This window comes from Afipia clevelandensis ATCC 49720 (assembly GCF_000336555.1).
GTDB classification, from domain to species: Bacteria; Pseudomonadota; Alphaproteobacteria; order Rhizobiales; family Xanthobacteraceae; genus Afipia; species Afipia clevelandensis.
The window spans coordinates 2429954-2452142 of record NZ_KB375281.1 but is presented as its reverse complement, the minus strand read 5'-3'; the positions used below and the strand labels follow the sequence as shown (position 1 = coordinate 2452142).

Annotated in this window: 23 protein-coding genes and 1 pseudogene; 9 read left to right on the top strand and 15 right to left on the bottom strand. The window is 63.5% G+C overall.

The annotated features are described in order from the left end of the window. Positions 1-2: 2 nt before the first annotated feature. Both HMPREF9696_RS11715 and prmB read left to right on the top strand, forming a co-directional pair. A complete protein-coding gene (locus HMPREF9696_RS11715; protein ID WP_002713225.1) occupies positions 3-467 on the top strand; it encodes a molybdenum cofactor biosynthesis protein MoaE in 465 nt (154 codons plus the stop codon). Continuing rightward, positions 467-1504 carry a 50S ribosomal protein L3 N(5)-glutamine methyltransferase gene (gene prmB / locus HMPREF9696_RS11710; RefSeq protein WP_002713224.1) on the top strand — a complete coding sequence of 346 codons (1038 nt, stop codon included), beginning with the start codon at positions 467-469 and terminating at the stop codon, positions 1502-1504. The genes HMPREF9696_RS11715 and prmB overlap by 1 nt, the downstream gene beginning before the upstream one ends. Before the next feature lie 136 nt (positions 1505-1640). Here the strand turns inward: prmB and HMPREF9696_RS11705 are convergent, their stop codons facing one another. Both HMPREF9696_RS11705 and HMPREF9696_RS11700 read right to left on the bottom strand, forming a co-directional pair. Then, the gene (locus HMPREF9696_RS11705) at positions 1641-2294 is read right to left on the bottom strand and encodes an isochorismatase family protein (protein WP_002713223.1); all 654 of its coding nucleotides are present in this window, start codon (positions 2292-2294) and stop codon (positions 1641-1643) included. A 144-nt stretch (positions 2295-2438) separates the two neighbouring features. Then, a complete protein-coding gene (locus tag HMPREF9696_RS11700) occupies positions 2439-3308 on the bottom strand; it encodes a pirin family protein (RefSeq protein WP_002713222.1) in 870 nt (289 codons plus the stop codon). A 114-nt stretch (positions 3309-3422) separates the two neighbouring features. On the opposite strand from HMPREF9696_RS11700, the gene HMPREF9696_RS11695 reads away from it, so the two are divergent. Further along, positions 3423-4340: a LysR family transcriptional regulator gene (locus tag HMPREF9696_RS11695; protein WP_002713221.1), complete on the top strand. Its 918-nt coding sequence runs from the start codon at positions 3423-3425 to the stop codon at positions 4338-4340. Positions 4341-4355: 15 nt separating this feature from the next. Here the strand turns inward: HMPREF9696_RS11695 and HMPREF9696_RS11690 are convergent, their stop codons facing one another. Then, positions 4356-5471, bottom strand: a complete 1116-nt coding sequence (locus HMPREF9696_RS11690; RefSeq protein WP_002713220.1) for a branched-chain amino acid aminotransferase — start codon at positions 5469-5471, stop codon at positions 4356-4358. 305 nt (positions 5472-5776) lie between these two features. Between HMPREF9696_RS11690 and HMPREF9696_RS11685 the strand changes: the two genes are divergently transcribed. From HMPREF9696_RS11685 to HMPREF9696_RS11675, 3 genes are all read left to right on the top strand, one after another. Further along, positions 5777-6307 (top strand): MarR family winged helix-turn-helix transcriptional regulator, encoded by a 531-nt coding sequence (locus HMPREF9696_RS11685; RefSeq protein ID WP_002713219.1) that lies wholly within the window; start codon positions 5777-5779, stop codon positions 6305-6307. Beyond that, positions 6304-7029 carry a response regulator gene (locus tag HMPREF9696_RS11680; RefSeq protein WP_002713218.1) on the top strand — a complete coding sequence of 242 codons (726 nt, stop codon included), beginning with the start codon at positions 6304-6306 and terminating at the stop codon, positions 7027-7029. Before HMPREF9696_RS11685 ends, HMPREF9696_RS11680 begins: the two co-directional genes overlap by 4 nt. Before the next feature lie 226 nt (positions 7030-7255). Further along, positions 7256-8644: an ATP-binding protein gene (locus HMPREF9696_RS11675; RefSeq protein ID WP_002713217.1), complete on the top strand. Its 1389-nt coding sequence runs from the start codon at positions 7256-7258 to the stop codon at positions 8642-8644. 152 nt (positions 8645-8796) lie between these two features. Here HMPREF9696_RS11675 and proC read toward each other — a convergent pair whose 3' ends face one another. From proC to lgt, 8 genes are all read right to left on the bottom strand, one after another. Beyond that, positions 8797-9627, bottom strand: coding sequence for a pyrroline-5-carboxylate reductase (gene proC / locus HMPREF9696_RS11670; RefSeq protein ID WP_002713216.1), 831 nt, complete (start codon positions 9625-9627; stop codon positions 8797-8799). Between the two features lie 137 nt (positions 9628-9764). Beyond that, positions 9765-10265: a type III secretion system chaperone family protein gene (locus HMPREF9696_RS11665; RefSeq protein ID WP_002713214.1), complete on the bottom strand. Its 501-nt coding sequence runs from the start codon at positions 10263-10265 to the stop codon at positions 9765-9767. Positions 10266-10704: 439 nt separating this feature from the next. Then, entirely contained in the window at positions 10705-11658 is a 954-nt protein-coding gene (locus HMPREF9696_RS11660) for a ribose-phosphate pyrophosphokinase (RefSeq protein ID WP_040301992.1), read from the bottom strand. Positions 11659-11843: 185 nt separating this feature from the next. Then, positions 11844-12470 carry a hypothetical protein gene (locus HMPREF9696_RS11655; RefSeq protein WP_002713212.1) on the bottom strand — a complete coding sequence of 209 codons (627 nt, stop codon included), beginning with the start codon at positions 12468-12470 and terminating at the stop codon, positions 11844-11846. Between the two features lie 154 nt (positions 12471-12624). Continuing rightward, a complete protein-coding gene (locus HMPREF9696_RS11650; RefSeq protein WP_002713211.1) occupies positions 12625-13557 on the bottom strand; it encodes a MerR family transcriptional regulator in 933 nt (310 codons plus the stop codon). Positions 13558-13612: 55 nt separating this feature from the next. Next, positions 13613-14380, bottom strand: coding sequence for a peptidoglycan editing factor PgeF (gene pgeF / locus HMPREF9696_RS11645; RefSeq protein ID WP_002713210.1), 768 nt, complete (start codon positions 14378-14380; stop codon positions 13613-13615). Beyond that, the gene (locus HMPREF9696_RS11640; RefSeq protein ID WP_002713209.1) at positions 14377-15489 is read right to left on the bottom strand and encodes a class I SAM-dependent methyltransferase; all 1113 of its coding nucleotides are present in this window, start codon (positions 15487-15489) and stop codon (positions 14377-14379) included. Before HMPREF9696_RS11640 ends, pgeF begins: the two co-directional genes overlap by 4 nt. Before the next feature lie 52 nt (positions 15490-15541). Next, complete coding sequence (lgt, locus tag HMPREF9696_RS11635; protein ID WP_002713208.1) at positions 15542-16390, bottom strand: prolipoprotein diacylglyceryl transferase; 849 nt, start codon at positions 16388-16390, stop codon at positions 15542-15544. 181 nt (positions 16391-16571) lie between these two features. Between lgt and HMPREF9696_RS11630 the strand changes: the two genes are divergently transcribed. After that, positions 16572-16835 carry an accessory factor UbiK family protein gene (locus HMPREF9696_RS11630; RefSeq protein WP_002713207.1) on the top strand — a complete coding sequence of 88 codons (264 nt, stop codon included), beginning with the start codon at positions 16572-16574 and terminating at the stop codon, positions 16833-16835. A gap of 12 nt (positions 16836-16847) precedes the next feature. Here HMPREF9696_RS11630 and HMPREF9696_RS21295 read toward each other — a convergent pair. After that, a pseudogene (locus tag HMPREF9696_RS21295) lies at positions 16848-16964 on the bottom strand (tautomerase family protein); the annotation flags it as partial. A 98-nt stretch (positions 16965-17062) separates the two neighbouring features. On the opposite strand from HMPREF9696_RS21295, the gene HMPREF9696_RS11625 reads away from it, so the two are divergent. After that, complete coding sequence (locus HMPREF9696_RS11625) at positions 17063-17668, top strand: TetR-like C-terminal domain-containing protein (protein WP_002713205.1); 606 nt, start codon at positions 17063-17065, stop codon at positions 17666-17668. Here HMPREF9696_RS11625 and HMPREF9696_RS11620 read toward each other — a convergent pair. From HMPREF9696_RS11620 to zigA, 3 genes are all read right to left on the bottom strand, one after another. After that, positions 17655-18647: a Bug family tripartite tricarboxylate transporter substrate binding protein gene (locus tag HMPREF9696_RS11620; protein ID WP_002713204.1), complete on the bottom strand. Its 993-nt coding sequence runs from the start codon at positions 18645-18647 to the stop codon at positions 17655-17657. The genes HMPREF9696_RS11625 and HMPREF9696_RS11620 overlap by 14 nt on opposite strands. A 109-nt stretch (positions 18648-18756) precedes the next feature. Next, positions 18757-19866 carry an HD domain-containing phosphohydrolase gene (locus tag HMPREF9696_RS11615; RefSeq protein ID WP_002713203.1) on the bottom strand — a complete coding sequence of 370 codons (1110 nt, stop codon included), beginning with the start codon at positions 19864-19866 and terminating at the stop codon, positions 18757-18759. A 114-nt stretch (positions 19867-19980) separates the two neighbouring features. Further along, a complete protein-coding gene (gene zigA / locus HMPREF9696_RS11610) occupies positions 19981-21195 on the bottom strand; it encodes a zinc metallochaperone GTPase ZigA (protein WP_002713202.1) in 1215 nt (404 codons plus the stop codon). Positions 21196-21539: 344 nt separating this feature from the next. Here zigA and HMPREF9696_RS11605 point away from each other — a divergent pair. Then, on the top strand, positions 21540-22189 hold a 650-nt coding region (locus HMPREF9696_RS11605; RefSeq protein WP_002713201.1), incomplete at its 3' end, for a 50S ribosomal protein L25/general stress protein Ctc.

Here is a 22189-nt window from a genome sequence, read left to right as displayed (position 1 = left end):
TCATGGCGACGCCCGTCACCATCCGTATCCAGTCCGCTGATTTCGATATCGCGGCGGAGATCGCGGCGCTGACCAGGAGCAATAGCGACATCGGCGCGGTGGTCACCTTCACCGGCATCTGCCGCGGCGGAGAGGGCGAGGGCGCCATCGCCGCGATGACGCTGGAACATTATCCCGGCATGGCAGAAGCCGAGATCGGCCGGCATGTGGCCGAGGCGGTCGCGCGCTGGCCGCTCGATGGCGTCACGGTGATCCATCGTTATGGCCGCGTCGTGCCGGGCGACAACATCGTGCTGGTGCTGGCAGCCTCGAAACATCGCGAGGCGGCGTTTCAGGCGGCGGAGTTTCTGATGGACTATCTCAAGACCAATGCGCCGTTCTGGAAATCCGAAGAGCGCGCTGGCGATACGCAGTGGGTCGATGCGCAGGCCCATGACGACAATGCAGCGGCGCGGTGGAACAAGTAATGGCGAAGAAAGTGAAAACTGCTCCTGCGAAGAAGGCGTCAGCAAAGAAAGCCTCTACGAAGCGCGGCGCGTCGCGCGCGACCGCGAAGACAATCCTGAAGCCGTCATCGCCCAAGGTCTTGTCACCGAAAGTCCTGCCGGGCGAACTGGTGACTCTGCTCGACCTGATGCGCTACGGCGTCAGCCGTTTTGTCGAAGCCGGTGTGGTGTTCGCCCACGGCACCACCGATCCGGTGGCGGAGGCGGCCTTCATCGTCTGCGAGGTTCTGCATCTGCATCCCGACCAGTTCGAGATGTTCGCGAACGCCCGCGTCACCGCGCAGGAAGCCGGGAAAATTCTCGCACTGTTCGAGAAACGCATCGCCACCCGCAAACCCGCCGCCTATCTGGTCAACAGGATCTACATGCGCGGTCTGCCGTTCTATGTCGATGAGCGGACCATCGTGCCGCGCTCTTTCATCGGCGAACTGCTGGACTCGCATTTCGGCGGCGATGCCGAGGAGGAGGGCGGCTCGCTGATCGACGATCCGTTCAATGTGACGCGCGTGCTCGATCTTTGCACCGGCTCCGGCTGCCTGGCCATTCTCGCCTGCCAGAGTTTTCCGAACGCGACCGTGGACGCGGTGGATATTTCGCCGGATGCGCTGGCGGTGGCTGCTCGCAATGTTGCCGATTACGGCCTCGAGGACCGCGTCTCGCTCTATGAGGGCGATCTGTTCGATGCGGTGAACGACGCACGCTACGATCTCATCATCACCAATCCGCCCTATGTCGATGCCGAGGGCATGGCCGGACTGCCGCGCGAATGTCTGCACGAACCGTCCATCGCATTCGACGGCGGCGATGACGGCCTCGACATCGTGCGCCGGATTCTCGACGGCGCGAAGGATCATCTCACGCCGGACGGCGGGCTGCTGTGCGAGATCGGGCGGGGCCGCGATGCGCTGGGCGATGCCTATCCCAACCTGCCGCTGCTATGGCTCGACACCGAAGATTCCTACGGCGAGGTGTTCTGGATTCCCGCCGAGGCGCTTTGACTCAGGAGACCGGGAGAAGCTCCATGTCGGCTGAACGCTTTCTGTGCGATGCGATCGAACTGGCGCGCGGCAATGTCTGGAAGACGGCCGCTGGGTAGCGGCGCGCCTGAATCCTGTCGTAGCTCACTCGCGCCGCCTATGCTTTGGCGCGTTCGGCCCGATCCCATGCGAACTGAAGACCGGCGGTGCCGCCCAGTTCAATGTTGATGTCGAGAAAAGACGGCACTGTCTCTGTGCGCTTCCAGTCGCGCTGAAGTTCGCACAGCAATTGAACGAGGGTGATCATCTTGCCGCCCGCCTGTTCGATCCGGCGCAGCGCCATCTCGTGAGACACGGTCGATGTTCCACCCACCGCATCGACCACGACGTAAACGTCATAGCCTTCCTTGAGTGCGTCGAGCGCAGGAAAGGTCAGGCACGCCTCGGTCCAGAGCGCCGTCATGATCAGCTTCTTGCGGCCGGTGGCCTTGACGGCCTTCTGGAATTCGACGTCTTCCCACGAGTTGATCGTGGTGCGGTCGTAGGTCGGATAATCCGACAGCACGGCCTGGAGCTGCGAAATCGGCGGCTTGTTCAGTCCTGTTTTCACATTGACCGTGGAATGGACGATCGGCAGGCCGTAGGCGATGGCGGTCTTCGCCGTGCCGACGATGTTCTTGACCAGAGTTGGCCGGTCCATCGAGGCGATCGAGTTCACCTGGACCGGCTGATAGTCGATGACGATGAGTGCGGCGTTCTGCGGGGTCAGCAGATGATCCTTGAGCGGATCTCGGATAGTTTCGCTGGTCATGACAGATGCTCCTTCAAATGCTCGCACGGGTGCCGCGCACAGGCGAATGCCCGTACCGGGTCGGGCGGGGCGAGCGCGCCGCCGCTGATCTGAAATGTGTCCGGGACGATGCTCCGGCCCGGTGTGCCGAGCCGGAGCAATGGGTCAGGCGTTTGCGATAGCGCCGAAGCGTCCTGCGTTGAAATCCTCGACCGCCTGACGGATTTCCGCTTCGCTGTTCATGACGAACGGGCCGTAGCCGACGATCGGTTCATCGATCGGCTCGCCGGTCAGCACCAGCACGATGGCGTCGCTGCTGGCGTCGATGGTCGCGCCCTCGCCATCACGGTCGAGCAGCACCATTTCCGCCTCGCCCGCATCCTGTGTGCCATTGACCGTGATTCTGCCGGACACGACGACCAGCATGGTTGTGTGACCTTTGGGCAGATCGAGGGTCACGGTCGCATCGCGGTTCAGCCTCACATCCCACAGGTTGATCGGTGTGAAGGTCCGCGCCGGCCCCTTGTTGCCGTTGAAGTCGCCAGCGATCACGCGCACACGCCCGGCACCATCCGGCAGATCAACCACGGGAATGTCGCTGTCCGTGATGGTCTGATAACCCGGCTGGCTCATCTTGTCCTTCGCGGGAAGATTCACCCAGAGCTGGATCATGCGAAACGGTCCGCCGCTGCGCGTGAAGCCTTGTGAGTGAAATTCCTCGTGCAGGATTCCCCCCGCCGCGGTCATCCACTGCACATCGCCGGGGCCGATCACGCCGCCCTTGCCGGTGGAGTCGCGATGCTCGACCTCGCCGTCATAGACGACCGTCACGGTTTCAAAGCCGCGATGCGGATGCTGTCCGACGCCGCGCGGCCTGCTCGCGGGATCGAAGTTGTACGGCCCCGCCTGATCGAGCAGCAGGAACGGGCTGACATGCTTGCCGAGCGAGTCATAGGAGAACAGTGATCGGACCGGAAAGCCGTCGCCGACCCAGTGCATGGTCGGATTGCTGTAAACACCAAGAATCTTCTTCATGATTGGTCTCCCGGGCATCGGGGCGATCCCCGATTGCTGATGTATCGGGTATATAACCGGGACGATCTCGCCAGAAGATTGCCAATATGCACTCTGTGTCCTATGAATAGGACGATGCAGGATCTCAACGATCTCTACTATTTCGTCCAGGTCGTCGATCGCGGCGGCTTTGCCGCGGCTGGCCGGGCTTTGGGAATGCAGAAATCCAAGCTGAGCCGCCGGATCGCACTCCTGGAGGAACGGCTGGGCGTGCGGCTGATCCAGCGTTCCACCCGGCGCTTTTCGGTGACCGAGATCGGGCAGGAATATTACGAGCGCTGTGTCGCCGTGCTGGTCGAAGCCGAAGCCGCGCAATCGGTGATCGAGCGTGTGCGCTCCGAACCGCAGGGCGTGATCCGGATGGCGTGTCCGACTGCGCTGATCAATTTCCAGTTCGGCGAGATAATCGCGCGGTTCATGATCGAAAACCCGCGTGTCGAGGTTCATCTGGAGAGCACCAACCGGCGGGTCGATGTGATCGGCGAAGGGTTCGATCTGGCGATCCGCGTGCGCTTTCCACCGCTTGAAAAGAGCGAACTGGTGATGCGCCGGCTCGACGAAAGCACGCAGGCTCTTGTCGCTAGCACGTCATTGCTTGAAGGACGAAAAAATCCGGAAAGTCCCGCTGACCTTCATGACTGGCCGAGCCTCGATCTTGGGCCGCCGCATCGCGACCATAGCTGGTCACTTGAACAGGGCGATGGCAGCACGGCCATCGTGCCGCATTCCCCGCGGCTGGTCACCGATGACATGGCCGCGCTGCGCGAAGCCGCGCTCAAGGGCGTCGGCATCGTGCAATTGCCGACGATGATGATCTGGGACGATGTTCAGGCGGGAAGGCTGCTGCATGTTCTGCCGCAATGGATTCCCAAGAGCGGAATCATCCACGCGGTGTTTCCGTCGCGTCGCGGACTGTTGCCGTCGGTGCGCGCACTGGTGGATTTCATGGTGAATCAGTGCAACGCACGGCGGCACGCCATCACAACGGGATAGCGTGCCGCCGCTCGATCAGAAAACCTTCCGGATCCAGTTGTGCGGATCGGCGGCGCGGCCGTACTGGATGTCCACCAGTTGCTTGCGCAGGCCCATCGCCACCGGGCCGGCATTGCCGCCGTTGATGGTGAAGTCGCCGCTGGCCGAACGCACCTTGCCGATCGGCGAGATTACTGCGGCGGTGCCGCACGCGAAGGCTTCCTTCAGTTTTCCGCTCGCCGCGTCCGCGCGCCATTGGTCGATGGTGTAGGCCTCTTCGCGCACGCGCGTGCCTGCGGCCTTCGCCAGCGTGATGATCGAATCGCGGGTGATACCGGGCAGGATGGTGCCGAGCGGCGGCGTCAGCAGCGATCCGTCCTCAAACACGAAGAACACGTTCATGCCGCCGAGTTCTTCGATGTAGCGGCGCTCGACCGCATCGAGGAACACCACCTGATCGCAGCCGTGCTGGATCGCTTCCGCCTGCGCGCGCAGGCTCGCGGCATAGTTGCCGCCGCACTTCACGGCGCCGGTGCCGCCGATGGCGGCGCGGGTGTAGTTTTCCGACACCCAGATCGACACCGGGGCAGGGCCGCCCTTGAAATAGGAGCCGACCGGCGAGGCGATCACCGCGAAAATATATTCGGCGGACGGCTTCACGCCGAGGAACACCTCGTTCGCGATCATGAAGGGCCGCAGATAGAGGCTGCCTTCGCCGCCCGGCATCCAGTCGCGGTCGATGCGCACGAGCTGTTCGACCGCTTCGATGAAGACCTGCCCGGGCAGCGGCGCCATGGCCATGCGGTCGGCGGAATCGCGGAAACGGCGGGCGTTGGCATCGGGACGGAACAGGTTCACGCCGCCATCGTCGCGCTTGTAGGCCTTCAGGCCCTCGAAGATTTCCTGGGCGTAGTGCAGCACCGCGGTGGCGGGATCGAGCGCGAAATTGGCGCGGGATTCGATGCGCGCGGAATGCCAGCCCTTGTCCTGGCTGTAGCGAACAATCGCCATGTGATCGGTGAAGACCCGGCCGAAGCCAGGATCGGCCAGCTTGGCGGTGCGCTCTGCTGCAGGCGTCGGATTCGCCGATGGCTGCATGTCGAACACGACTGCGCCCTCGCTTTTCTCGAACGAAACTCCCGAAATGCCCATGGTCTTCTCCCGGCTCTGGTTGCAGTCCACGCGGCGGCGGGCTGATCGATTCAAGTGTCTGTTCCCCGGCCCGCCGGCCCGAGGGCCGGTTTCCGCTTTGGCGGAAGGCGTGAAGTCCAGTATGTTTGCCGAAATGCCGCTCGACAATCGCACGATGACAGAAATTCCAGCCTGGCCCGAGGTTACTGCACAGCTCTGTGCGAACTTTAGGACCAAGGACGGCCAACGAAACGAACTAATATTTCGTTGTCATCGCCTGTTTTGTAACATTGAGACCTATATACGTCAATATGGCTGACATAAAAATGTTGAAAGCAGGCGATCCGCCCACTGGCGGCTCTCCGGTCAATCCGGGGGGTGGTCCCTTGCGCTGGGACATCATCGAACTGCTGTTCTTTGCCTATCGCGACTTTGTCGGCGATGCCGACCATGTGCTGGAGGAATTCGGCTTCGGCCGTGCGCATCACCGCGTGGTGCATTTCGTCACCCGCTATCCCGGCCTCAAGGTCGCTGATCTGCTGGACGTGCTGCGGATCACCAAGCAGTCGCTCGGGCGCGTTTTGAAGCAGCTTCTCGATGAGGGCTATATCGTGCAGAAGGCCGGCGACAACGACCGGCGCCAGCGTCTTCTTTTCGCCACGCCGAAGGGCGAGGCCCTCGTGGTGAAACTGGCCGGACTGCAGACCGCGCGCATCGACAGCGCCCTCGAAACCATGAACGCCGAAGGCGCGGAAAGCGTGCGCCAGTTCCTGCTCGGCATGATCGACCAGACCGATCCGGACAAGGTGCTGGAGGAAATCCTGCGAAGCCGCAGGATGGCGAAGGACGCAAGGTGATCGACATCGCAACATCGGAGCGCGCGCGGCAGCAACTGGCCGACGATGCGCCGCATCTGCTGCTGGTCGACGACGACCGCCGCATCCGCGATCTGTTGTCGCGCTTTCTCGGCAATGAGGGCTATCGCGTCACCACCGCCAAGAGCGCCGCCGATGCGCGCGCCAAGCTGACCGGTTTGCATTTCGATCTCTTGATCCTCGACGTCATGATGCCGGGCGAAACCGGCTTCGATCTCGCGCGCTCGATCCGCACCACCTCGGCGGTGCCGATCATCATGCTCACGGCGCGGCATGAAGCCGAAAGCCGGATCGAGGGACTGCAGATCGGCGCCGACGATTATGTCGCCAAGCCGTTCGAGCCGCGCGAACTGGTGCTGCGCATCGCCAACATCCTCAAGCGCGCCGCGCCGGTGATCGCGCCGCCGGTGGAGTCGGTCGCGTTCGGACCTTACGTCTATCACATCGAGCGCGGTGAACTGCGCGACGGCGACAAGGTGATCCATCTCACCGACCGCGAGCGGGACATGCTGCGCATTCTGGCCGCGACGCCGGGCGAAACGGTACCGCGCGCGGCGCTGACCGGCGGCGACGGCAGCGTCAACGAGCGTGCGGTGGACGTGCAGATCAACCGGCTGCGCCGCAAGATCGAGCGCGATCCCGCCAATCCACTGTTCCTGCAGGCGGTGCGCGGCATCGGCTATCGCCTCGTGGCGTCGCCGTGACAGCCGAGTGTGTTGCCGTGCTCCACAAAAATGCAGTCAGTTTGGCGCTGCACCAGAACAAGATTGCCTGGAACGCGCGGCGAGTACAATTTGCTCCCTCTCCCCGGTGGGGAGAGGGTTGGGGTGAGGGGCTCTCAATGTTGCTATTGAAATCCGACCCCCCTCACCCGGATCGCAAGAGCGATCCGACCTCTCCCCCACGGGGAGAGGTGAAGAAGAAGCGCTCATGAGCACGCTCGACACCGGCCTGAGCTTCATCCGCACGGCGTCACGGCGCGTCTCCAGCGCCAGTGAGTGGCTGGGGCGGTGGTTCAAGGAACTGATGCCGAAGGGGCTCTATGCCCGCGCGCTGCTCATCATCATCGTGCCGATGGTGATCCTGCAGTCGGTGGTCGCCTTCGTATTCATGGAGCGGCACTGGAACACGGTGACGCGGCGTCTCTCCGCTGCCGTTGTGCAGGACATTTCCGCGCTGATCGACATCTACAGAACCTATCCGCAGGACAAGGACCGGACCCAGATCAAGCGCATCGCGCAGCAGCGGCTCGGCCTGGTGGTGGATTTCCTCCCCGTCAACGACATGCCGGCGCCGGGACCGAAGCCGTTTTTCTCGCTGCTCGATCAGACGCTGTCGGTGCAACTCAGCCGCCAGATCGCGCGCCCGTTCTGGATCGACACTGTCGGGCGCTCCTCGCTGGTGGAAATCCGCATCAAGCTGGACGATACCGTGATGCGCATCTTCGCCCAGCGCAGCGCCGCCTATGCGTCGAATTCCGAAATCTTCATCTTCTGGATGTTGGGCACATCCTCGATTCTGCTCATCGTCGCGGTGCTGTTCCTGCGCAACCAGATCAAGCCGATCCTGCGGCTGGCGGATGCGGCGGAGAGTTTCGGCAAGGGCCGCGAGGTGCCGGATTTCCGCCCGCGCGGCGCACGCGAGGTGCGGCGCGCGGCCTATGCGTTCCTTGAGATGAAGGCGCGTGTGGAGCGCAGCCTCGAACAGCGCACCGCCATGCTGGCGGGTGTCAGCCACGACCTGCGCACCATCCTGACGCGCTTCAAGCTCGAACTGGCGCTGATCGGCGACAGTCCGGAGGTCGAGGGCATGCGCAAGGATGTCGATGAAATGAGCGCCATGCTGGAGGCCTATCTGTCGTTCGCGCGTGGCGACAGCGGCGAGCAGGCGCAGCCCACCGACATGGAGCAGGCGCTCGAAGAACTGCGCAGCGATGCCGAGCGGCACGGCCATGCCGCCACGGTCACCTTCCACGGCCTGCCGGTGGTGATCGTGAAACCCGCCGCGTTCAAGCGCTGCATCGCCAATCTTGTGTCGAATGCGGGACGTCATGCCAATGCGCTCGCGCTCACCGGCCATCGCGACCATCGCTATCTCACCGTGACGGTGGACGACGACGGGCCCGGGATTCCGCCGGACATGCGCGAGGAAGTCTTCAAGCCGTTCCTGCGGCTCGACGATGCGCGCAATCAGGACGAGGGCGGCACCGGGCTCGGTCTTGCGATTGCGCGCGATATCGCGCGCTCGCACGGCGGCGACATCACGCTCGGCGACAGCCCGATGGGCGGGTTGCGCGCGACGGTCAGAGTGCCGGTGTAGTTTTTCCCTCTCCCCTTGTGGGAGAGGGTGGCGAAGTTGAGCGAAGCGAAACTGAGCCGGGTGAGGGGTGCTGCGATGGCGGGTTACCCCTCACCCGCCCTCGCTGTGCTCGGGCACCCTCTCCCACAAGGGGAGAGGGAAAGGACGCAAACCTACTTCGCCAGCTCCTTCGAGCGCTTGGTCGCTGCCGCAATCGCCTTTGTCAGCAGCGGCTGGAATCCATTTGCACCCATCAGCACCTCAAGCGCGGCAGCGGTGGTGCCGCCGGGCGAGGTGACATTCTGGCGGAGCGTTGCGCTGGTCTGGTCGGAGCGGTGCAGCAGTTCGCCGGAGCCGGCGACGGTCTCGCGCGCCAGCTTCGTTGCCAGTGCTTCGGGCAACCCGGCGGCGACACCGGCGCGCGCCATTTCTTCCGCGAGCAGGAACACATAGGCCGGGCCTGAACCGGACACGGCGGTGACGGCGTCCATCAGCGCTTCGTCATCGACCCATTCGACGCTGCCAGTGCCGCGCAGAAGTGCATCCGCTACAGCGCGCTGGTCTGCCGTCACATCGCTTGCAGGGACGGCGACCGTGATGCCGCGCCCGATCGCGGCAGGCGTGTTCGGCATGGCGCGGATCACCCGGCCGCCACACACGTCGGTCAGCGCCGCGATGGTGGTGCCGGCCATGATCGACACCACAAGCGTTGATGCGCCGGCGATGCTGCGCAGTTGCGACCCGGCATCGCGAAACATCTGCGGCTTCACTGCCAGCACCAGCACGTCGGCGGTGCCGATGGCCTTCATCTCCGGATTGAGCTGCACGCCGCGCGCCGCGAAGCCGCGCGTCTCGTCGGACGGATAGGGTTCGATGATGGTGACGCGCTTGGGATCGAGGCCGCCGTCGAGCCAGCCGGACAGCATCGCGCCGCCCATCTTGCCCGCGCCCGCAAGCACAAGGGAGCCGGTGAAGTTTTTCAGCGCGCCGGAGGAAGTGGTCATTGGACAAATCCTGCAATATCGATTGCAGGATTTATAGTCGTCATGGCCGGGCTTGTCCCGGCCATCCACGCCTCAAACGGAGCATCTTGCAAGGGATACGTGGATACCCGGCATAAAGCCGGGCATGACGAACAGGCCTACGCCTCGCCGACGGTGTCGAACATCGCCGCGTCCATGGCCTCGGCGGCGGTCTTGCCGGCCCAGACCACGAACTGCAGCGCCGGATAGTAGCGTTCGCAGGCATGCAGCGCGCCTTCCAGCATCAGCTCGCACTGCGCGGGCGAAGCTGTCAGCCCGCCCGGAAGGATCAGCGCCTGCCGGTACATGATCGAGCCGGTGGCGAGCCAGACATCGAAATGCCCGATCCACAATTGTTCGTTGATGGTCGCGACCAGACGCTGCACTTCGCTGCGCCGCGCCTCGGGGATCTTCATGTCGAAGGTGCAGGCCAGATGCAGCGCGTCGATCTCGCCCATCCAGGTGAAGGCGAGCTGATAATCCGTCCACTGTCCCTGCGTGAGAATGGTGATTTCGTCCTGGCCCGAACGCTCGAACGACCACTGGTTGGTGGAGGCGATTTCCTCGACCACCGACAGCGGGCTGCTGTGCGAATCCGATGTGATGTCCAGATGGGACATGCCTGCCTGCATCCTCTGTTGTTGTGGGATGTGAACGCCGAACGAAACGCAAAGAACGAGCGAGAACTGTCGCTGCAAGTTCTCCGTTCACGATCATGACGACCCGGCTTTCAGGACGTGCGCCGCAACGGCAACCTTGTAAGAGAATTGATCGGTGATTTGCTGAATCCGCGCAACGCCGCGCCGAATCCCGTCCACAGGCAATGGCCTGATTTCCTCAGTCTTCAACAGGAAGCGGGACAAGCGAAAACAGCGCGCTGTGTTTTGCGATCAGGCGCGCCGATTCATGAGTCTGCACAGACTCTTAAGCCGGCTGGCGCCGCGCCTCGCGCGTGGCGCGAACGAGAACAAAACGGAATCGGATTCGCGCATTGCGAGCCGTGCGAATCCGCTGCGCGCCAGACACGACAAAAAATATTTTTTGGAATCCGGCTGGAGCTCAGTCGAACAGGCTCGAAACCGACTCTTCGGACGCGGTGCGGCCGATGGCTTCGCCGATCAGCGACGAGATCGGGAGCAGGCGGATATTCGGCGCCTTGCGCACGGCTTCGGTCGGCTGGATGGAATCGGTGATGACCAGTTCCTTCAGCTTCGAGCCGGTGACGCGGGCGACCGCGCCGCCGGAGAGAACGCCGTGGGTGATGTAGGCGTAGACGTCCTTGGCGCCGTTGGCGAGCAAGGCATCCGCCGCGTTCACCAGCGTGCCGCCGGAATCGACGATGTCGTCGATCAGGACGCAGGTGTAGCCGGCGACATCGCCGATCACGTTCATCACTTCGGATTCACCGGCGCGCTCGCGGCGCTTGTCGATGATCGCCAGCGGCGCGTTGATGCGCTTGGCGAGGCCGCGCGCGCGGATCACGCCGCCGACGTCGGGCGAGACCACCATCACCTCGGAGAGATTGAACTTCTCCTTGATGTCGCGCGCCATCACTGGCGCGGCGAACAGGTTGTCGGTCGGAATATCGAAGAAGCCCTGGATCTGGGCTGCGTGCAGGTCGAGCGTCATCACGCGGTCGGCGCCGGCGTGAGTGATCAGGTTCGCAACCAGCTTGGCCGAGATCGGGGCGCGGGAGCCGACCTTGCGGTCCTGCCTGGCGTAGCCGAAATAGGGGATCACCGCGGTGATGCGGCGCGCCGAGGCGCGGCGCAGCGCGTCGGTGATGATCAGCAATTCCATCAGGTGGTCGTTGGCCGGGAACGACGTCGACTGGATGACGTAGACGTCCGAGCCACGAACGTTTTCGAGGATTTCGACGAACACCTCGTTGTCGGCGAAGCGCCGCACGCTGGCTTTGGTCAGCGGCAGCTTCAGCCACGCCGCGATCTGGGCGGCCAGTTCGGGGTTGGAATTGCCAGCCACCAGCTTGATGGAGCCGTTCTTCGCTGAAATCGCGGCTTCTCCTTTTGACGTGGGGGAAACGCTTTTCAACATGTCGCTTGCCTATGAAACGGAACGGGGGCCTGACGCCTTCACAGGCGCGCGTGATAACAAGGACATGACAAGGCTGGCAATACGGAGCCGGGGATTCAGATGCGTTTTCCTGCAAAAACCGGCGCAGGACCGCGGCTGCATCCCTAATGGGCGCTGAACGCCAGCGTTTGCATTCGCGGGGGCACCGATTCCGGCGGATTCTCGTCGGCCTGCGCGACGGCGGGGCCGGAACGCGGCGGAGCCGGAGAGTCCGGAACGCCGGCACCGCTGATCAGGCCGTTGAGGCCGTTCAGTCCGGCCAGCGCGATCCGGCGCATCATCTGGTCGTCGGCCATGGCCCAGGCGTCGCGGCCCTTGCCCGCTGGCTCCTCGCCGCTGAGGCGCAGGGCGCGTTCCTGATCCCGGTCGTAGACATCCCAGACCCAGGCGATGGTGGTCTTGCCCTGGCGGACCTGCGCCGACAGGTAGCTGCGGACCCGGTAGGAGGCCTGCGCCTCGCGGGAGACGATGGTGAAACTGCGGGCGGTGGATTCGGCTTCGAGTGCCCGCACCAGCTTGTCGAACACCTGCGGCGGCGGGCCGTCCACCGATTCAAAGGCGACCGTCGGCCCGAAGGACGAGGCGGTGGCCATCGGGCCCGGGCCATTGGTGGTGCAGGCGGCGGTGAGGCCGAGCAGGGCCAGCAGCAGCGAGGTCCGCACCACGCGTGGCGCTGCCCATGACGCTGTCCGGGAGGCTGCCCAAGTGACTGTTCGCTCAGTGAAATCCATGCCGGCCCCGATACATCGCCGGCAGGGTTGTGCCCTGCGCGGCGGGGTTCGGTCCAGCGATATCGTTAATGAGCGTTAACGTCTAGGGCGGGCTGTGGGCAGGGTTTGCAATCGGCGACCGGCGCGATCCGCATTTGAGCCAAATACGAACCGCCTATCCCGCCAGATGGTGCTTCATCGCGTCGATGATCCAGTTCCATTCCCGGTTGGGGCTGGTCTGTGGCGGCTGGCCCCGCATGATCGCGACCAGCTCCCAGTAGCGCACCGCACGGGCATCGTGCGCAGCGTATCGCGTGCGCAGCCATTCCTTGTAGTCATCGTCCGGCGTGCGGCCCATCACGCGCGCGGAGGTTTCCAGCCACTCCTGCGCAAGCGCATGCGCGGTTTCGGAGTCCGGTCCATGGCCCTGTTCGATCGCGGCTTTGGCTTTCGCCACGAACGGCTCGCCTGCCGCCTGCCAGGCGGTGAGATCGAAGTCGTTCTGGTTCCAGACTTCCTTCGCGTTGGCCCTCATATTGGCGACAAAGTCCGGATCGGCGAGGATGGACGAGAGCTCGATCCAGGCATCGCACTGCTCGGGCGTCGGATTGTCCGGCAATTCCGGTGTGCTGGCCTCGATCATCTGGCGCATCCATTCGGGGTCGATGCGGACGTCTTCGGACACCTGCGTGTAGAAGCGCTCGATCACATTGCGGCGTTCAAGGCGGGACAGATTGGTCATGGTCCAGAATCTCCTCAAGTCGGCTTCGGTGAGTGCGGGGGAGGCGAGTACTGCGCGCAGCGCGGAAGCCACGCGGCGCTGCGCCGCGATTTCGGCTTCAAGGGCGCGGAGCCGGAGTTTGAGTGCGTCGGTCAGCGAGAGTTCGCGCGCGAGCACGTCGCGTATGGCATCAAGGCCGATGCCCGCATCGCGCAGGCAGCGGATCAGGTCGAGGCGGACGAGTTCTTCGTCCGTGAAGACGCGATAGCCGCTTTCGGTGCGTCCGGCGGGCGGCAGCAATCCCTTGTCGGAATAGAACCGCAGCCGCCTGACCGATATGCCGCTCAGGCGCGCCGCTTCGCCGATGGTGTAGGTGCGCTGTGTCATGGAAGCGTTGTGGGGCTTCCACCAGGTGGAGAGTCAAGGCCGATAAACGGAGATTTCAGCCTTCCAGCACGATGGCGTGGATGTTGCGGCCGTAGTCCGGTTCCTTGCGATGGGTGGTGCGGCGGTAACTGAAGAAGCGCTCATCCGCATAGGTGTCGACGCCGACATCGTCGATCATCAGAATGCCCGCGTTTTCCAGCCGCATCCGGATGTAATCTGCCAGATCGAACATGGCGTGATCGGCGCGGCTGGATGGCACGAAGAAGCGCGCGTTGCCGGGCGCGCCTTCGCAAAAGCGCGCGACGAACTCCGCGCCGACCTCGTAGCTCCGCTGGCGGATCAAGGGACCGATGGCGGCGATGATCGAACCGCGCGCGGCGCCGAGCTTTTCCATCGCCGCGATGGTGTTTTCCAGCACGCCGCCGATTGCGCCCTTCCAGCCGGAATGCGCCGCGCCGATCACGCGCTTGTCGGGATCGACAAACAGGATCGGCCCGCAGTCCGCAGCCGTGACGCCGAGCGCGAGGCCCGGCACGTTGGTCACCATGGCGTCGGCGCGCGGGCGCGTCTCCGTCTCCCATGGCGCGGTGGCAACCGCGACATCTGGCGAGTGAATCTGGAACACGGTGAGAAACTGCGCGGGCGCAACGCCAAGATGCCCGGCCATGCGGCGGCGGTTCTCGATCACATCCGCCGGATTGTCATTGGAGCCGATGCCGCCGTTGAGACTCTCGTAAATCCCTTTCGACACGCCGCCCTCGCGCGAAAAAAATGCGTGGCGCAGGCCGGGCACGGCGGAGAGCAGGGACGATGAGAATGTCATGACTTCGCAACCTGATCCGACAGCGCCGCCAGTGTCTTGATCGCGGGATGAGAAATGCCGAGCACCTTGAACAGCGATCCCATGCCCTCGGGGCTTGGGCCGGTCAGGCGGGCGAGGCCGGCGGTGGTGAGCTTCTGGCTGTCTTCGTTGGCGTTCTTCATTAAGGCCTGCGCACGGGTTTCGATCCCGAGAGTCTTGAGGAAGGTACCTTGCTCCACGGGTCCATGAGCGCGTGCACCGACATCCTCGGCTGCGCGGGCGAGCGCCTGAAAATCGACATGCGCCGTGAGGTCGGCAAGACCGGCATTGCGCAGCGGATTGGTGTAGTTGTGCCGCGCCACCGCCTGAAAGGTTTCGCCCGCGTCGCTGCGGACATGGCCGTAGTCGATGATCAGCGCCGCGCCGCCCTGATCGCGGACCCGCCGCGCCAGCGTGATGATCTCGTTGTCGGGGCGCCATTCAAAAATTGCACCGGGAGGGGAGGCGCGCACCACCGGCGGGAGCAGCACGTCGAAGCGCGGAATCGGATTTGGCGCGGTGGCGAAGGCGAGCATGTCATCGCTGTCGATCTCGATGGTGCGTTCATGCCACCCGCTGTCCCTGCGCACGGCCTGATGGACCGGCAGCGCATCGAAGAACTCGTTGGCGAGGATGATGGCAGGGCCTTCGGGAACGTCCTCGATCTGCTCGTACCATTCCACATGCGCGGCGTCGGCGAGCTTGTCGCGCTGTTTCTCGCGCAGGGTCGGGCTCTTCTCGACGAGGTGCACGCTGATCGCTTCGCGAAAGGCGGGAAGGATTTTCACCGCCCGCAGCGCGTCTGCCATCATGGTGCCGCGGCCGGGGCCAAGCTCGATGAACTTCACTTCGGCCGGCATGCCCATGGCGTGCCAGACCGATGCCGCCCACAGTCCGACCAGTTCGCCGAACATCTGGCTGACCTCGGGCGCGGTGATGAAATCGCCGTCGCGGCCGAGCGGATCGCGCTTGAGATAGTAGCCGTATTGCGGATCGGTCAGGCAGATCTGCATATAGCGCGACACCGGCATCGGCCCGTTGGCTTTGATCTGCTTCCGGATCAGGGTTTCGAGCGGCGAATAATCGGACACGGCAAACTCTCGGACAAATCGGGAATGGAAAATTCAAATATGATTTGACGTATTAAGCCGCTTTGGCGGCCTCGTCACCCGCCGTGCGCGGCCCGCGCCGCCATGCCGCGGCGATAAAGGCCAGGCCCGCAATGATCATCGGGACCGACAGGATCATGCCCATGGTCAGCCCGCCCCAGAGAAATCCGAGCTGCGGATCGGGCTCGCGGAAAAATTCGCCGGTGATGCGCGCGATGCCATAAAGGGTAGCGAACGCGCCGATAATGAAGCCGGGACGCTTCAGCGCGCCTCCCCGAATGAGCAGCGCAAGGATGATGAACAGCAGGATGCCTTCAAGTCCCGCTTCGTAGAGCTGGCTTGGATGGCGCGGCAGGGGGCCGCCGTTCGGAAACACCATCCGCCATGGCACGCTGGCGTCCGCCGGGCGGCCCCACAATTCGCTGTTGATGAAGTTCGCCACCCGCCCGAGCAGAAGGCCGATCGGGCCGACCGCGCAGGTGACGTCGCCGAGCGAGAGCACAGAAATGTTGCGCTTCCAGCCGAACAGCAGCACCGCGATCACGCAGCCCATGAAGCCGCCATGGAACGACATGCCGCCGGTCCACAGCTTGAAAATTTCCGCGGGATGCTGCGCGAAGAAGCTCAGGTTGTAAAACAGCACATAGCCGGTGCGCCCGCCGAGGATGATGCCCAGCGTTACCCACAGGATGAAGTCGTCGAAATCCGTCACCGTGAACGGCGGCTTGCCGCCCCATAGTCTCTCGCTGCGGATGATCTTGCGGGCGTAGAGCCAGCCCAGCACGATGCCGCCGATATAGGCCAGAGCGTACCAGCGGATCGCAATCGGCCCGATGGCGATGGCAATGGGGTCGAAGACGGGAAACGTGACGGTCAGGAACATGAGTTGGCGGTGTCCGGCGGGTGCGAGAATCAGGGCGCGGTATCCGTGAATGTGACACCGGTTTGCGACAAGAATTCACGATTAACAACTCACGTGTTCCTGACATCTTGCGCGCTGGCAGCGCCATCACCATTGTCTGGGCACCTCAACTGCGGTAACCGGGGCCCTTCGGAGTTTGATGATGACCCAGACCAGCAACCGTTTCTTCGACGAGATCGCGCGCCTGATGAACGATGCCGCAGGCGCCGCCTCCGGCGTCAAGCGCGAGGTGGAAACCGTCGTGCGCAGTCAGGCCGAGCGCATCCTGCGCGACCTCGATCTCGTCAAGCGCGAGGAGTTCGAGGCGGTGAAGGACATGGCCCGTCTTGCCCGCGAGGAGAACGAGGCGCTGAAAGCCCGGATCGAGGCGCTGGAGAAGAAGACCGGCCCCGTCGCCGAGACGTGAGGCCGGAGCGCGTTACGCATACTGCGCGATACCGTTCCCGAACGACCAGTTTTCCTTCGCCACTTCCACCAGATTGATGAACACGTCTTCGCGGCGGATGTTCAGTGGCGCGTGCAGGTCATCGGCGATGCGCGTGGTGCGAACCATTTGAATCGAAAAAGCCGGAGTTTTCGCCAGGGACGTTGACCATTGGCGTTCAGAATCGCCCCCTTGGTTGCGAGGTGGTCATGGTTCCGTTCGACCGCACACATTTTCCGGAGGTTGAGCGCGTCATCAAGGCGCCGGCTTCGCGCTGGGACAAGAAGATCGCCGCCGATCTCGTCACGGAAATGGAAGCCTTCTTCGGAAAGGTCGACACCATCCCGCAGATGAAGCAGGCGCTCGCCATCGCAGGCTATCAGGGGTTGCGGCGGCAGATCGAAAAGGCGGTCGAGGGCAAGACCGGCCGTGATGCGGTGCGGGCGATGGCGTTTGCGATGCGCAGCTTCGCGCTCGGCAGTCCCGGGCTGGCGGTCGCGTCGTTCCGCGATCCGGAGGTCGACAATCCCGAATACCAGAAGGCCGCCGGACAACTGGCGCAGACGGTGCGGCGTGTTTTCTCGGGCGTGGGGATCGCCGACGAATCCGCAAAGCATGCCATCCGCATTCTCAAGAGTCTGGTGCGCGGATTCGTTCTCGGCGAGATGTCCGCGCCGGTGGCGCGGCCCATGGAGTATCAAAAGAGCTACGTGTTCGCTGTCGAGATGTTCGTGAGCGGGCTCGATGCGCTTCGCGACGCCTCGATCACAGCAGACAAGCTTGCGGTAAACGACGGCCGGGTCAATCCAGCTTGATGCCAGCGGTCTTGATCACCTTCTCCCACTTCGCGGTTTCCGACGCGACATAGGCGGCCATCTCCTGCGGCGTGCTCTGCAGCGGGTCGATGCCGGCGTCGATCAGCTTCTGTTTGATCGCCGGATCGTTGACTGCCTTCAGATAGGCCTCGCGCAATTTTGCGATGATGTCGGGCGAAACCTTCGCCGGGGCGGAGAAACCCTGCCAAGCCCACGCCTCGAAGCCCGGCACCGTGGCAGCGACGGCGGGCACGCCGGGCAGCCCGTAGAATTCGCCCGGCGAGCACACGCCGATCGCCTTGATCGATTTCAGATTCAGTTGTGAGCGCGCGGTGGCGAAGTCGACGAACATCATGCCGATCTGCCCGCCGGCGAGATCCTGCAGCGCTGGACCGGCGCCCTTGTAGGGCACATGGTTGAGCTTGATGCCCGCAGATTGCGCGAACAGCTCCGCCGCCAGATGGAACGGCGAGCCGACACCGGCGCTGGCATAGTCGATGGCGCCTGGCGCTTTCTTCGCGGCGTCGATCAGTGCCTGCGGCGAGGTGACATTGAGCTTGTCGGTGTTCACCAGCAGCACGATGGCGAAACGTCCGGTCAGCGAGATCGGCGCGAAATCCTTTTGCGAATCGTAGGGGAGCTTTTGATACAGGCTCTTGTTGGAAGCGTAGGTGGAGGTGTCGCCGAGCAGGAAGGTGTAGCCGTCGGGCTGCGCCTTGGCGGCGGCTTCCGCGCCGATCTGCGTGCCCGCACCGGGGCGGTTCTCCACCACGATCTGCTGGCCGAGGGTCGTGCCCATCGACGCGCCGACCAGCCGCGCGAAGAAATCGGTGCCGCCGCCGGCAGCGTAGGGGACGATGAGATGAACCGGCCGCGCCGGATAGGCCTGTTGCGCGAAGGACGGTGACGCCAGCCCCGCGCCGAATGCGGCGGTCGCAGTCATGAACGAGCGGCGGGTGAGCGGCGCATGGATCGGCATGGAAATCCTCCCTGCGCGGCCGATGCGTGCCGGTCCGCGCTTCAATTAGTTGCAGGTGCATCTAATCGCGGGGATAGGCCAAAAGCAACGGTGTTGCAGCGGGACGCGGTTACGTCCCCAGCGCCACCGGCCGGAAGGCCTGACGCAGGGCGCCGTCGAGCTTGCCGCCCATCAGTTCCAGGATTCCGAAAGCCTGTTCGGGCGTCATGGCCGCTGTGGTGGCGTCGGGTTCGAGCAGGCTGGCATAGGTATCCACCAGCGTCATGATGCGGACGATGTCGCTGATCTGTTGCCCGCGAAGGCCGTCCGGATAGCCGGTGCCGTCCAGCATTTCGTGGTGATGCAGCACCACGTCCAGCACTTCGCCCGGAAAGCCGCGCTGTTCCTTCAGCGCGTTGTAGCCGAGCTGTGTGTGCTGGGCGAGGATGTTCTGTTCCTCGTCCGTGAGTTCGCCGCGCTTGTCGAGGATCGGCAGCGGCACGAACGCCTTGCCGACATCGTGCAGCAATGCGGCGCGGGTCAGGCGGCGCTGGTCGTCCTCGCGCATGCCGAGATGATGCGCGAAGGCGACGGCGTAGCCGGTGACATGCAGGGTGTGGCGATAGCTCTTGTTGTGATGCTTGTTCACCGCGATCAGCCATTGCCGCAGCGAGCAGCGCTTCAGCGCGCGCAGGATCTGCGTTTCGGCTTCCATCACGTCGTTGAGCGACAGCGGGATTCCGGCGGGCAGCCGGCGGAAGATTTTCGACATCACGACCAGCGCGGCGGTGACGCCGGTGCTCAGGATGCGCGCGTCGGCTTCATGTTCGTCTTCCGGCGTTTCCGGAAACACCTGGCGGATCCGGTGCAGGATGCTTTCCGGCTGGAATGGCCGCTGGATTGTGTCGGTGGCGCCGAGCGCCCAGGCCTGCGCCGATCCGTGATGAAGCGCGTCGGCCAGCACGAACAGCCGGGGCAATGACTGATATGCCTTGCCGGTGAGCTTGCTGCGTACGCGCTGCACGGCGGCGGCCGATGTCAGGTCAATGTCGATCACCACGCCGGCGAAATCGCTGGCCGGATGATCGGGGAGATCGAAAATCGAAATCGCCTCGACATTGCCTGCGTTGCGCAGGATGCGCGCAAGCTCCTCGCTCTGGTTTTCGCAATCCGATGCGAGCAGCAGGCGCCGCGTCGATTGCGCGTGTTCCAAAGCCGGGAGTTTTGCCAAAGCGGCCATATCCGTCCTCTGCGGGGCGTTCGGTGGGTATCTACCCCGCAGATGTAGCGAAAAACCGGTTCCCGTCCCTTAACGTGCGTCGTTAATGGACCATTGAAATAATGCCGCGATTTGTCACGCCGCTTCGTTTGCCCGCCGCCACACCGGAAATGGATCGGGCAGTTTCGCCCACGCTGCGACTCTCATTTCCTCCTTGCCGCTGTCGGCCACGAGACATGCGTCGAGGCGGCGGGTCAGGTCAGCCGTGTTCATGCCGGCGCCGATGAACACGATTTCCTGCCGACGATCACCCCAGACATCCGACCAGCTTCTTGCAATCGCCGCGCGCCATTGCGGATGATCGGGCCAGCGCTCCTTCGGGATCGCCGCCCACCAGAATCCCATCGCTTCGTTGCGCACGATCGCTCCCGCCTGGCTCAACTCGCCGACCCATTGCGGCCGCGTCGCCAGCCAGAAATGCCCTTTGGCGCGGATCACGCCGGGCCAGCTTGAATGAATGAAGGCGTGGAATTTCTGCGGGTCGAACGGCCGCCGCGCGCGATAGACAAAATTGCTGACGCCATATTCCTCTGTTTCCGGCACATGATCGGCAAAACCGTACAGTTCCTTGAACCACGTCGGATGTTCCTGCGCTTTTTCAAAGTCGAAGCGTCCCGTGTTGAGAATCCGCTCGGGCGGAACGCGAGAGAAATTTGCCTCGACAATATCGGCATCGGGATTGAGCGCGATCAGGATCTGCCGCGCGGTTTCGCGCTGCATCGGCGTCGCGTCATCCACCTTGTTGAGGATGATGACATCGGCGAATTCGATCTGCTCGACAAGCAAATCCACCAGCGTGCGCCTGTCGTCATCGCCGAGGGATTCGCCGCGGTCGCGCAGGAAATCATGCGAGGCGTAGTCGCGCAGCAGGTTCACCGCGTCCACGACCGTCACCATGGTGTCGAGCTTCGCGACATCGCTGAGGCTTTCACCGCTCTCGTCGCGGAAATCGAAGGTGGCGGCCACCGGAAGCGGCTCGGAGATTCCGGTGGATTCGATCAGCAGGTAGTCGAACCGGCCGTCACGGGCCAGTGTGCGAACCTCCTTGAGAAGATCGTCCCGCAGCGTGCAGCAGATGCAGCCGTTGGTCATCTCGACCAGGGTTTCATTCGTCCGCGACAGGTTCGCACCGCCAGCGCGAATAAGGTCCGCATCGATATTCACCTCGCTCATGTCGTTCACGATCACAGCGACCCTCAGGCCCTGCCGGTTGTTCAGAACATGATTCATCAGGGTGGTTTTGCCGGCTCCAAGAAAGCCGGAGAGCACGGTAACGGGCAGCTTTTTCATCGGAATCAAACAGCCTTTTCAATGCGATGCGGGAGAGGCGGCGTGGCGGCATGAGGGATCGCCTTCGGTATTGTTATGTTATAACATAACACACGTAAAATGGCTGGAACAAGGCCTGTAAGATTTTCGCTTTGGCCGCTGCCGGCAGACGTGGACAATGCGGGCTGCCAGCTCGGCCTGCGGTCTTCGGGCCCCGATAAAATTGGCCGATTTTCTTGTGTTTCGGGCGCTTTGGGGCTAAGAACCCGCCACGTCTGCGGCCCCCGCACCCCTGGAGGCTTGCTGCGGCGTAAAACCGGGCCGCTTTGCGGCCCTTCACTTTTCAAAACTCAAGGAATTCAACAATGGCGACCGTCAAGGAATTGAAGGCGACCGCTCGTCCGAAGGCCGGCAAGGGGGCCGCCCGGGCAGAACGTCGCGCAGGCCGTGTTCCGGCTGTGATCTATGGTGACAATCAGGCCCCGCTGACCATCTCGCTCGACGACAAGTCTGCGCGTCAGGCGATCTTCGCCGGTCACTTCCTCACCACTATTTTCAACATCGACCTCGATGGCAAGAAGCACCGCGTGATTCCGCGCGACTTCTCCCTCGATCCGGTCAAGGATTTCCCGCTGCATGTCGACTTCCTGCGTCTCGGCGCAGGCGCCAAGATTCGCGTCAGCGTTCCGCTGCATGTCACCGGCGCTGAAGTCTCGCCGGGCGTGAAGCGCGGCGGCACGGTGAACATCGTCAATCACACCGTCGAACTGGAAGCGGACGTCGAGCACATTCCGCAGTTCATCGAGGTCGACGTCTCCAAGCTCGAAATCAACAACTCGGTTCACCTCAGCGACGTTCAGTTGCCGCAGGGCGTGAAGGCCCTTCGCGACGACCAGACGCTGGTCACGGTCGTGCCGCCGTCGGGTTACGGCGAAGAGACCAAGGCGGCCGGTGCCGAAGGCGCTGCGCCTGCGGCCGGTGCTGCTCCCGCAGCCGGTGCCGCGGCTCCTGCGGC